Origin of the sequence: Azospirillum formosense (assembly GCF_013340925.1) — a bacterium.
GTDB classification, from domain to species: Bacteria; Pseudomonadota; Alphaproteobacteria; order Azospirillales; family Azospirillaceae; genus Azospirillum; species Azospirillum formosense.
Genome location: NZ_WHOR01000180.1, coordinates 1 through 11,828, shown reverse-complemented (window position 1 = coordinate 11,828; position 11,828 = coordinate 1). Strand labels below are relative to the sequence as shown.

Here is an 11,828-nt window from a genome sequence, read left to right as displayed (position 1 = left end):
GTCCCCTCCCCTGCGTGAGCGGGGGAGGGCCAGGGTGGGGGCAAGCGCGCTCAGTCGGCGCGCGCCACCCGCTCCTTCAGGGCGGTCAGCGCCCACAATGTTTCGATGGTCGGCACCGGCACGCCGCGGCGGCGGGCCAGCTCCAGGACGGTGGTCACGATGGGGTCGATCTCCATGCTGCGCCCCGCCTCGAAATCCTGGAGCATCGACGGCTTATGGCCGGGCACGCCGCTGCCCCGGCTCAGCCGCTCGTCGATGTCGTCGGGCAGGGCAACGCCCCAGGCCTGGGCGACGTTCAGGCATTCGCGCATCAGCCGGCCCTGGACGGCGGCCATGCCGGGGGCCTGCTCCATGGCGCCCATGGTGGCGCCGGTCAGCACGCTGGTCGGGCCGACCGCCATGTTGAGCATCAGCTTGCTCCACAGCGGCACGCGGATGTCGGCGGGCAGGCGGGCGGTGGCGCCCGCCGCGTTGAAGGAATCCGCCAGGGCCGCCAGCTTTTCCGCGTGGTCGCCGGGCCGGGGGGCGCCGAAGGCCAGCACCGGCAGGGCGGTGTGGGCGACGACGCCCGGTTCGACGATGCGGGCGGGCAGCACCTCCATCACGCAGGCGGCGACCCGCTCCGGCCCGATGGCCGACCAGATGGCGCCGCCGGGATCGACCACCTCCAGCGGCTCCGGCGTCACGCCGTCGCCGGCGCCGTACAGGTACCACCAGGGAATGCCGTTCTGCGCCGCCACCACCAGCGTGTCCGGCCCGCACAGCGCCGGGAAGGACGCGGCCAGGGCCGGCAAGCCGTGCCCCTTCACCGTGACGATCACCACGTCCTGCGGGCCGAGGTCTTCGGCGGAGTCGCTGGCCCGCGGCCGGCTGGTCAGCGTCCCCTTCGGCGTCTGCACGGTCAGCCCGCCCTCGCGGATCGCCGCGAGATGGGCGCCGCGGGCCAGCAGCGACAGCTCGTGCCGGCCCGTGGCGGCGAGATACCCGGCCAGCGCGCCGCCAACGGCCCCGGCCCCTACGACGGCGATGCGCATGTCGCTCTTCCCTCTCTCGGTCTTGGTCTCGATCACTTGAATTCCAGCGGCGGCAGGTCGTCGTTCAGGTCGCCGCCGAGGCCCTTGAACTGCTCCTCGATCTGCTTGTCGTCGAGCTTGGTGGCGGTCGACTTGTAGTGCATGACCATCTGCGGGAAGGCGATCACCAGCGCCACCATGACGAGCTGGATGACCACGAAGGGCACAGCACCCCAGTAGATCTGGCTGGTCAGGACGGGGGCCGTCTCCTTCTTCGTGATGCGGTCGATGTAGGGCAGCTTGGGCGCCACCGAGCGCAGGAAGAACAGCGAGAAGCCGAAGGGCGGGTGCATGAAGCTGGTCTGCATGTTCACCGCCAGGATGATGCCGAACCACACCAGATCGATGCCCAGCCGCTCCGCCGCCGGGGCCAGCAGCGGGATGACGATGAAGGCCAGCTCGAAGAAGTCGAGGAAGAAGGCCAGCAGGAAGACCATCACGCTGACCGCGATCAGGAAGCCCATCTGGCCGCCGGGCAGGGAGACCATCAGCTCCTCGACCCAGATGTGGCCGTTGACGCCGTAGAAGGTCAGCGAGAACACCCGCGCGCCGATCAGGATGAACAGCACGAAGGAGGCCAGCTTGGCCGTCGCGTAGGTCGCCTGCCGCACCATGTCGAGGTTCAGCCGCTTCTTCAGCGCCGCCAGCGCCAGAGCGCCGACAGCCCCCATGGCGCCGCCCTCGGTCGGGGTGGCGAGGCCGACGAAGATGGTGCCCAGCACCAGGAAGATCAGCGCCAGCGGCGGCACCATGACGAAGGTCGCCTGCTCGGCCATGCGCGAGATCAGGCGGCGGCCGCTCGTCCGCTCCACCACCGCCACCGCCAGCGCGTAGAGCGCGCCCGCCGCGACGGAATCGCCGACCAGGGCCAGGCTGGTCCACCCGTTCACCGTCAGCCACGCCGCCCCCGCGGTCAGCGCCGCCGTGGCGACGAACTGCAGAACGAGGCGCTGCGCGCCGAAGCCGCGGTTGAAGGCGGCCGCCAGGAAGGCGACCAGCACCGCCACCGACAGCAGCAGCACGACGTAGTCGGCGCCGGACTTCACATCGGTGCGGCCCATCACCCAGGTGGCGACCGCGCCCGCGAACAGGGCCAGCAGGCCGAGCTGCCAGACGCCGCGCGCGCCGTTCGGCTCGCGGTGGGCGATGGCCTCCGGCGGCAGGCCGGGGGCGGCCTTGGGCCAGATCATCGAGACGACGAAGACGTAGAGGGCGTAAAGGCCCGACAGCAGCAGGCCGGGGACGAAGGCGGCCTCGTACATGTCGCCGACCGAGCGGCCGAGCTGGTCGGCCATGACGATCAGCACCAGCGACGGCGGGATGATCTGGGCCAGCGTGCCCGACGCCGCGATGACGCCCGACGCCAGCCGCCGGTCGTAGCCGTAGCGCAGCATGATCGGCAGCGAGATCAGGCCCATCGAGATGACCGACGCTGCCACCACGCCGGTCGTCGCGGCGAGCAGCGCGCCGACGAAGATGACGGCGTAGGCCAGACCGCCGCGGATCGAGCCGAACAGCTGCCCGATGGTGTCGAGCAGATCCTCGGCCATGCCGGACCGCTCCAGCACCAGACCCATGAAGGTGAAGAAGGGCACGGCCAGCAGCACGTCGTTGTTCATCGTGCCGTAGACGCGTTCCGGCAGCGCCTGGAACAGGTCGGGGCGGAACAGCCCGATCTCGATGCCGATCAGGCCGAACAGCAGCCCGTTGGCGGCCAGCGCGAAGGCCACCGGGTAGCCGAGCAGCAGCATGCCGACCAGCGTGGCGAACATGATCGGCGCCATGTTGTGGCCGAACCAGCCGCGCCAGCCGTCCTGTTCGGCGAGCGCGGCGGCGCCGGGCACCGGCAACACGTAGAGCGCCACGGCGACCACCGCCAGCAGCACCAGGGAGATGGCGGACAGCCGGACGGCGCGCGGCGAAGGGGTGGGGGAGGTCGTGCTCATCGCGCGGTCACCGGCTGGGAAGGGTATCGGGGTGGGAGGTGCGCTCGCGTTCGGCCGCCAGCAGCCGTTCCGCCTCGGCCTCGGCCGCCGCCTGATGGCCGCCGGCCCGGTGGTTGGGGTCTTCCAGATGGCCGGACATGATCGCGGCGCGCTTGGCCAGCTCGGACAGGCCCTGGATGAACAGCACGGTGAACCCAAGCGGAATCAGCATCTTCGCCGGCCATTGCGGCAGGCCGCCGGCGTTCATCGACTGCTCCTCGATCGCGTAGGAGGCGATGGCGAAGGGCCAGGAGGTGACCAGCATCACGAAGCTGAAGGGCAGCAGGAAGGTCAGATGGCCGAACAGGTCGATGGTGTCGCGGGCGCGCTTGCCGAGCTGCGCGTTCACGATGTCGATGCGGATGTGCTCGTCCTCCTTCAGCGTCCAGGGGGAGCAGAGCAGGAACACCGCGGCGAACAGCACCCATTGCAGTTCGAGCCATGAATTCGAGCTGACGTCGAACATCTTGCGGACGACGGCGTTGACGGCCGACACCAGGATCGCCAGCACGATCAGCCAGGATATCGCCTTGCCCAGCCGCGCGGTGACCGCGTCGACCAGCCGGCAGGTCCCGACCAGGGCCGTCATGAAGGGGGAAGCGTTGGGGGTCGGCATGGTGGGCAGGCCCTCCGGGAAAAGCCGGTCGCGCGGAACGCGACGATGCCACGGCAGGGGAGCGGCGGCCCCGCTCCCCGGTCATGGTTGAGGACGTGCCGGATCAGCGCCGGGCGAGGCGGAGGACGGCGCTGTCGTAGGCGTATTCCGACGCCTGGTTCCACAGGTTCGAGTCCGTCTGGAAGCGGCGGTAGCTGTCATAGAACTTTTTGAAGGTCGGGTTCTTGTCCGACAGCTCGTCGTAAAGCTCCATGGCCGCCTTGTGGCTGGCCTGCAGCACGTCCTGCGGGAAGGCGCGCAGCTTGGCGCCCTTCTCCACCACGCGCTTCAGCGCCGCCGGGTTCAGCACGTCGTAGCGCGCCACGCTGTCGACGTTGGCGAGCGCCGCCGCCGAGGTCAGCGCCGCCTGGTAATGCTTGGGCAGGCTGTTCCAGCGGTTGGTGTTGATGAAGAAGTGCTGGAGCGAGGTACCGTCCCACCAGCCCGGGTAATAATAGTTCGGTGCGATCTTGTAGAGGCCGAGCTTCTCGTCGTCGTAGGGGCCGTTGAACTCGGCGGCGTCGATGGTGCCGCGCTCCAGGGCCGGGTAGATGTCGCCGCCGCTGACCTGCTGCGGCACGACGCCCAGCTTGGACAGGATCTGGCCGCCGAGGCCGGAGATGCGGAACTTCAGCCCCTTGAGGTCTTCCACATTCTTGATTTCCTTGCGGAACCAGCCGCCCATCTGGGAGCCGGTGTTGCCGCCGGCGAGCGCCTTCAGATTGTGCCCGGCGTAGAACTCCTCCAGCAGCTTGCCGCCCTCGCCGTGGTAGAACCAGGCGTTCTGCTGGCGGGTGTTCAGGCCGAAGGGCAGGCAGCAGCCGAAGGCGAAGCTCGGGTCCTTGCCGACATAGTAGTAGGAGGCGGTGTGCGCCATCTCCACCGTGTCGTTGCTGGCGGCGTCGAGCGCCTGCAGAGCCGGGACCAGCTCGCCGGCGGCGAAGACCTGGATCTGGAACTTGCCGTCCGTGGCCTCGGCGATGTTCTTCGCCAGCACCTCGGCGCTGCCGTAGAGCACCTCGATGTTCTTCGGGAAGCTGGACACGCAGCGCCAGCGGATCGTCGGCTCCGACTGGGCGATGGCCGGGGCGGCGAGGGTGGAGGCGCCGGCAACGACGGCGGCACCCTTGAAGAATTGACGGCGCTTCATGTGGATCTTCCTCCCGAGATTTTTGTGGCCGAGATTTTTGTTGCCCGGACGAGGCGATGCCGTTCCGAGGCGCTTGGTCCCCGGTGGGTGGCCGGGGAGAGTGTGGTGACCCTGACAGTGGATCAGGCGGCCGCACAGCGGAATGCGTTTCGCCGGCATATCAGCCATAAGCGCGGCAAGCCATCAGCGGAACGAACGGTTTCATCCGAAACCCGCGGCGGCCCGCCCCGACCGATGCGGGCGCGGACGGTTTGCTATGCCCGCAATGAATATCTGTTACAGGCACGCCATGCGCTCCGCGCCGCGCGATGGGTCGGTAAGCTGGAGGCAACTGGTCTCCGACCGCCATCAAACCGACGGATGTTCAATCGCATGAACGGTGTGCGCCATGTCTAGGCTGTCCTCTCCGCTCAACGCCGCCGGAGCCGCCTATCTCGAAGCGTTGCAGGAACGCTTCCGCGAGGACCCCGCGTCGGTGGACGTGAGCTGGCGCGCCGTCTTCCAGATCCTGGACGAGCTGGGCGCCGTTCCCGCCGGGACGCCGCCGGGCGGTCCGGCCGGCGATCCGGCGGTCCCGCTGCGGCAGGAGGAGATCCGCCAGCGCGGGCACGCCACCGCCGCGCTCGACCCGCTGGGCCGCGCGGCGCCTCCCGCATCCTCCGCGTCCGAGGACGCCCAGACCGCGCGCCTGCGCCGGCTCTACCAGGGCACGCTGACGCTGGAGACGGCGCACATCGACGATCCGGCCCTGCGCTCCTGGCTGCGCGACGCCTATGAGGGGGCGGAGACCGCCCCGCCGGCCGAGGCGCGCCGCCGCGCGCTGGCGCTGCTGACCGCGGCGGAGGAGTTCGAACGGCTGCTCGGCGTCCGCTACCCGACCAAGAAGCGCTTCGGGGCGGAGGGCATGGAGACGCTGATTCCGCTGCTCGACCGCATCCTCGCGGCGGCGGCGGCGGCGGGCGTCACCGAGGTCCAGGTCGGCACCATGCACCGCGGCCGGCTCAGCCTGATGGCCAACGCGCTGGGCAAGCCGCTGGTCGAGCTGTTCGCCGGGATCAAGGGCATGCACCCCTTCCTGGCCGACCCGCCGGTTCCCGCCGACGTGCCCTATCACATGGGGGTAGAGAGCACCCTCTCCTTCGGCGAACGGTCGCTGGCCCTGACCCTGTCGCCCAACCCGTCGCACCTGGAGGCGATCAACCCGGTCACGCTGGGCCGCGCGCGGGCGCGCCAGGACCTGGAGCGTGACCAGGGCGGCGAGGCCAAGCGGGTGCTCTGCGTGCTGCTGCACACCGACGCCAGCGTGATCGGCCAGGGCAGCGTGACGGAGGCGCTGCAACTGTCCGGTGTTCCCGGCTTCACCGTGGCCGGCACCATCCACGTTATCGTCAACAACCAGATCGGCTTCACCACCGAGCGGGAGGAGGCGCGGACCTCGCTCCACTGCACCGGCCTGTGGAAGGCGGTGGACAGCCCCATCCTGCACGTCAACGCCGACGACCCCGACGCCGCCCTGCGCGCCGCCGACCTCGCCGTGGCCTTCCGGCAGGCGCATGGGCGCGACGCGGTGATCGACCTCGTCGGCTACCGCCGCAACGGCCACAACGAGATCGACGAGCCACGCTTCACCCAGCCGCTCGACTACAAGGCGATCGACGCCCACCCGCCGGTCCGCGCGCTCTACGCGCAGCGGCTGGCCGCCGACGGTCTGGTCGGCCCCGAGGAGGCGGAGGCGCTGGCTGCCGGGCACAAGACCCGCTTCCAGGAGGCGCTGGCCGCGGCCTCCGACCACCGGCCGAACCACGACGGCTTCCCCGGCGGGCGCTGGGCGCCCTTCGCCCCGGCCGGCGCGCTTCCCGCCGAACCGGACAGCGGGGTCGACGACGACCGGCTGCGCGGGCTGCTGGCGGCGCTGGCCGCCATTCCCGACGGGCTCGCCGTGGACCGCAAGGTGGAGCGCGTCATCCGCCGCCGCGCCGAGGAGCCGCTGGACTGGGCGACCGGCGAGGCGCTGGCCTTCGCCACGCTGCTGGCCGAGGGCACGCCGGTGCGGCTGACCGGCCAGGACGTGGTGCGCGGCGCCTTCTCGCACCGCCATTTCGCGCTGACCGACACCGTCACCGGGCGCCGCCATGTCAGCCTGAACCATCTGGGCCTGAACCATTTGGGTGTGGAGCAGGCGCGGTTCGACGTGGTCAACAGCCCGCTGTCGGAATACGCGGTTCTCGGCTTCGAGTACGGCTACAGCCTGGAGCGGCCCGACGCGCTGGTGATCTGGGAGGCGCAGTTCGGCGATTTCGCCAACGGCGCGCAGATCATGATCGACCAGTTCATCGTCAGCGCCGAGGACAAGTGGCGCCAGCCCTCCGGCCTCGTCATCCTGCTGCCGCACGGGCTGGAAGGGCAGGGGCCGGAGCACTCCTCCGCCCGGCCGGAGCGCTTCCTGCAGATGGCAGCGCGCGACAACATCCGCGTCGCCCATCCTTCCACACCGGCCAACTACTTCCACCTGCTGCGCCGGCAGATGCTGCGCCGTGACCGCAAGCCGCTGGTGGTGCTGAGTCCGAAGACGCTGCTGCGCCTGCCCGCCGCCGTGTCGACTCTGGCCGACTGCGCGCCGGGCACCGCCTTCCAGCCGGTGATCGTCACCGCCGGGGCGCGGGTCGAGCGCATCCTGCTGTGCAGCGGCAAGCTGGCCTACGAGCTGGAGCGCGAGCGGGCCGAGCGCGGGGCCGAGGCCGTGGCGGTGGTCCGGCTGGAATCGCTGTACCCTCTGCCCGACGCCGCTCTGTCGGCGCTGTTCCGCCGCTGGCCGGGAGCGTCCTGCGCCTGGGTGCAGGAGGAGCCGTGCAACCTCGGCGCCTGGACCTATCTGGACCGCCGTCTGGAGGCGCTGCGCGCGGCCGCCGGTTGCGCCGAACCGCGCGTCGCCTGCGTGGCCCGCGACGAGGCGGCGTCGCCCGCCGGCAGCTTCCACGGCGACCACGAGGCCGACCAGCGCCGGTTGGTGGAGCAGGCCTTCGCCGGGATCGCCGCGTCCCTGCCGCCCCGCGAGACCATCGCGGCGGACTGACGCTCCAGCCCGAGAATCCCTCTCCCCGGGGGGGAGAGGGCCATAATGGCCGAATGCGAGTGCCCTGCTTCCTCCAAAGGAGGACAGACGGGCTGACCCGAACAACAAGAACCGAGGAAACGCGCCATGTCGTCCACCCCAACCTCCAACGGCCCGCTTGCGCTGTCCGACCTGCTGTCCACCACGGCGGCGGCGCTCGACGCGGTGGCGCGGCTGGCCGAGGCCGCCGAGCGCGGCGTCGCCGCGCTGGTGGCGCCGGAGGGGCGCGTCGATGCGGCGGCGCTCGACCGCCATCAGGTGGCGGCGCACGGCTTCGCCTGGGTGGCGACCTACGCCGAGGCGCTGCGCCAGATGCAGGGCTGGGCGGAGCGGCTGGACCGCGCGGGCCGGCTGGGCGAGCTGGAGGCCTGCATGCTCCAGGCCGCCTTCGGCGAGTATCTGGCCCAGCTCGACGGCGGTCTGGCGATGAGCCAGGGCGAGATCGTCCGCCCCGCCGATTTCGGGCTGGACGAGGCGGAGCGGGCCGCCTTCCGCACCGAGGCGGTGCGCCGGCTGATCGCCGCCGGCAACGCCTCCGCCCTGCGGCTGCGCATCGCCGAGCTGTTGGCCGACGCGCTGCACGGCGGCGGCTTCGGCGAGGCGGCGCTGGAGGACGAGGCGCTCGACATGGTGCGCGAGCAGTTCCGCCGCTTCGTCACCGACGTGGTGGAGCCGCACGCCCACGAGTGGCACCTGAAGGACGAGCTGATCCCGATGCCGGTCGTCGAGCAGATGGCCGAGATGGGCGTCTTCGGCCTGACCGTGCCGGAGGAGGACGGCGGGCTCGGCATGGGCAAGCTCGCCATGTGCGTGGTGACGGAGGAGCTGTCGCGCGGCTACATCGGCGTCGGCTCGCTCGGCACCCGCGCGGAGATCGCCGCCGAGCTGATCCGCCTGGGCGGCACCGCCGAGCAACGGGCGCGCTGGCTGCCGCGCCTTGCGTCCGGCGAGATCCTGCCGACCGCCGTCTTCACCGAGCCCAACACCGGCTCCGACCTGGGCAGCCTGCGCACCCGCGCGGTGCTGGACGGCGACACCTACCGCGTCACCGGGGCGAAGACCTGGATCACCCACGGCAGCCGGTCGGACCTGATGACCCTGCTGGTGCGCACCGACCCGGACGCCCCCGGCTACCGCGGCCTGTCGATGCTGCTGGCCGAGAAGCCGCGCGGCAGCGAGACGGACCCCTTCCCGGCCGAGGGCATGAGCGGCGGCGAGATTCCGGTTCTCGGCTACCGCGGCATGAAGGAGTACGAGATCGGCTTCGACGGCTTCGCCGTTCCGCGCGAAAACCTGCTGGGCGGCGTCGAGGGCCAGGGCTTCAAGCAGCTGATGGCGACCTTCGAATCCGCCCGCGTGCAGACTGCCGCCCGCGCCGTCGGCGTGGCGCAGAACGCGATGGAGCTTGGCCTGCGCTACGCCCAGGAGCGCGTCCAGTTCGGCCGTCCGCTCGCCGCCTTCCCGCGCGTCGCCGGCAAGATCGCCTGGATGGCCGTGGAGACGATGATCGCCCGCCAGCTCACCTATTTCGCCGCGCGTGAGAAGGACAGCGACCGCCGCTGCGACATCGAGGCCGGCATGGCGAAGCTGCTGGCCGCGCGCGTCGCCTGGTCGAACGCCGACAACGCGGTGCAGATCCACGGCGGGAACGGCTACGCGGTCGAGTATCCGATCAGCCGTGTGCTGTGCGACGCCCGTATTCTGAATATTTTCGAAGGGGCGGCGGAAATCCAGGCCCAGGTTGTGGCGCGCGGCCTGCTCACCCGGCGCAATTGATCGAGAGACACGGCGGAGGACCGGGCAGGACTGACCTGTCAGGACTCCGCTTGTGTCATACCGGCGTATTCGCTATCCGACCCGGAGGCCGAACGACGAGACCTCTCCCGCGATGGAACTTCTGGAACTGCGCTACTTTGTTCAGGTGGCCGACCTTGGCAGCTTTTCCAAGGCGTCGGTCAAGCTTGGCATCACCCAGCCGGCGCTCAGCCGTCAGGTCCAGAAGCTGGAGCACGAGCTGCGCACCAGCCTGTTCTACCGCCATGGCCGCGGCGTCTCGCTGACCCAGCAGGGGCGCAAGCTCTACGACGTGGTGCGCCATCTGCTGGGCGCGCTGTCGGAGATCAAGGAGGAGATTCAGGACCAGTCGGAACGGCTGACCGGGTCGGTCACTCTGGGTCTTCCCCCGTCGATCTGCGCCACGCTGGGGGCGCCGCTGGCCCGCCGTTTCCACGAGAACTACCCCGACGCCACGCTGCGCATCCACGAGGTGTTCAGCGGCACGCTGCTGGAATGGGTCGAGGGCGGGCGGCTCGACCTCGCCGTGCTCTACGACGCCCGGCGCGGGCGCAGCATGCTGTCCTCACCGCTGCTTGTGGAAAATCTGCTGCTCGTCCAGTCGGCCAAGGACGCGGTGTCCGGCGACGACGGGCCGGTCGAGGTGGAAACCCTGGGTGGCCTGCGCTTCGTCCTGCCGGGTCTGGAGAACGGGCTGCGCCGTGTGGTCGACGCGGCGGTGCGGCGGGCCGACATCGACCTTCAGGTCGACATGGAGATCGATTCCGTCACCGCCATCAAACAGCTGGTGGAGGAGGGCATGGGCTCGACCATCCTGCCCTTCGGCGCCGTCCACCGCGAGGTGCGCCAGGGCCGGCTGATCGCCCGCGAAATCAGCTCCAAGGACATGCACGCCATGCTCGTCACCGCGACGCCGCTGCACCAGCCGGTGTCGAAGGCGACGCGCGCCCTGCTGCGGCTGATCCACGCCGAGGTGGCGAAATGCGTCGCCAACGGCGTGCTCAAGGGCAAGGTCGTCGCCCCCGGCAGCGCCGGGGAGAACAGCGCTCCCTGATCCGCGCCCCCTGACGCGACGGTCATGATCCGCTGTGGGGCCTGATAGCAGCTATGACGGATGGTCCATAGCACGGCCCCTGCGGCGCGGATAGCCTCCCCCCATCATCACAAAATCCCTTGGGGAGGAACCGAGAATGACGAAGCGTCTGGACGGCAAGGTCGCCCTGATCACCGGTGCGGCGCAGGGGCTGGGCCTCGCGATGGCCGAGACCTTCGTGCGCGAGGGCGGCCGCGTGGCGGTCGTGGACATCAACGGCGAGGCCGCCAAGGCGGTCGCCGAACGGCTGGGCGAGTCCGCCATCGGCATCGCCGCCAACGTGACCAAGATGGCCGATGTCGAGATGACCATTGCCGCCACCGTCGAGAAGTTCGGGCGGCTGGACATCCTGGTCAACAACGCCGGCTCCACCCACGCCAACGGCCCCTTCGAGAACGTGACGGAGGAGGAGTTCGACCGCGTCTTCGCGCTGAACGTCAAGTCGATCTACCTCTATTCCAAGGCGGTCGTCGCGACCATGCGGGCGCAGAAGTCCGGGGTGATCCTGAACCTCGGCTCCACCGCCGGCTTGCGGCCGCGTCCGGGCCTGGTCTGGTACAACGCGACCAAGGGTGCCGTGCACAACATCACCAAGTCGCTGGCGCTGGAGCTGGCGCCCGACAACATCCGCGTCTGCGCGCTCGCCCCGGTGGCCACCGAGACGCCGCTGCTCGCCACCTTCATGGGCGGCGACACCCCGGAGAAGCGGGCGCGCATGATGGGCATCGTGCCGCTGGGCCGTCTGGGCCAGCCGACCGACGTCGCCAACGCCGCCCTCTACCTCGCGTCGGACGAGGCGGCCTTCCTGACCGGCGTGGTGCTGGAGATCGACGGCGGGCGCTGCGTGTAAAGCGCATCGGTCGTTAGCCCCCACCCCGACCCTCCCCCGCTGGGCGGGGGAGGGGGATTTTCGCGAGAGCGGCGGCAGTCCCCCCCCCCGCCGCCGTCTCCTTTTAACCTTTCCCA

Annotated in this window: 8 protein-coding genes; 4 read left to right on the top strand and 4 right to left on the bottom strand. The window is 70.4% G+C overall.

Going from position 1 to position 11,828, the window contains the following annotated elements; genetic code table 11:
• Positions 1-50 precede the first annotated feature (50 nt).
• From GBZ26_RS20340 to GBZ26_RS20325, 4 genes are all read right to left on the bottom strand, one after another.
• A complete protein-coding gene (locus GBZ26_RS20340; protein WP_174440401.1) occupies positions 51-1,034 on the bottom strand; it encodes a ketopantoate reductase family protein in 984 nt (327 codons plus the stop codon).
• A 32-nt stretch (positions 1,035-1,066) separates the two neighbouring features.
• Positions 1,067-3,019, bottom strand: a complete 1,953-nt coding sequence (locus tag GBZ26_RS20335; protein ID WP_174440400.1) for a TRAP transporter large permease — start codon at positions 3,017-3,019, stop codon at positions 1,067-1,069.
• A gap of 7 nt (positions 3,020-3,026) precedes the next feature.
• The gene (locus GBZ26_RS20330) at positions 3,027-3,674 is read right to left on the bottom strand and encodes a TRAP transporter small permease subunit (RefSeq protein WP_246654126.1); all 648 of its coding nucleotides are present in this window, start codon (positions 3,672-3,674) and stop codon (positions 3,027-3,029) included.
• 103 nt (positions 3,675-3,777) lie between these two features.
• Positions 3,778-4,863: a TRAP transporter substrate-binding protein gene (locus tag GBZ26_RS20325; RefSeq protein ID WP_174440399.1), complete on the bottom strand. Its 1,086-nt coding sequence runs from the start codon at positions 4,861-4,863 to the stop codon at positions 3,778-3,780.
• A 388-nt stretch (positions 4,864-5,251) separates the two neighbouring features.
• On the opposite strand from GBZ26_RS20325, the gene GBZ26_RS20320 reads away from it, so the two are divergent.
• The 4 genes from GBZ26_RS20320 to GBZ26_RS20305 all read left to right on the top strand — a co-directional run bounded on the left by GBZ26_RS20320 (position 5,252) and on the right by GBZ26_RS20305 (position 11,712).
• Positions 5,252-7,936, top strand: coding sequence for a 2-oxoglutarate dehydrogenase E1 component (locus tag GBZ26_RS20320; protein WP_174440398.1), 2,685 nt, complete (start codon positions 5,252-5,254; stop codon positions 7,934-7,936).
• A gap of 126 nt (positions 7,937-8,062) precedes the next feature.
• Positions 8,063-9,751, top strand: coding sequence for an acyl-CoA dehydrogenase family protein (locus GBZ26_RS20315; RefSeq protein WP_174440397.1), 1,689 nt, complete (start codon positions 8,063-8,065; stop codon positions 9,749-9,751).
• A gap of 112 nt (positions 9,752-9,863) precedes the next feature.
• Positions 9,864-10,823 carry a LysR family transcriptional regulator gene (locus GBZ26_RS20310; protein ID WP_174440396.1) on the top strand — a complete coding sequence of 320 codons (960 nt, stop codon included), beginning with the start codon at positions 9,864-9,866 and terminating at the stop codon, positions 10,821-10,823.
• 136 nt (positions 10,824-10,959) lie between these two features.
• Positions 10,960-11,712, top strand: a complete 753-nt coding sequence (locus tag GBZ26_RS20305) for a glucose 1-dehydrogenase (protein ID WP_174440395.1) — start codon at positions 10,960-10,962, stop codon at positions 11,710-11,712.
• The last annotated feature ends 116 nt before the right edge of the window (positions 11,713-11,828 follow it).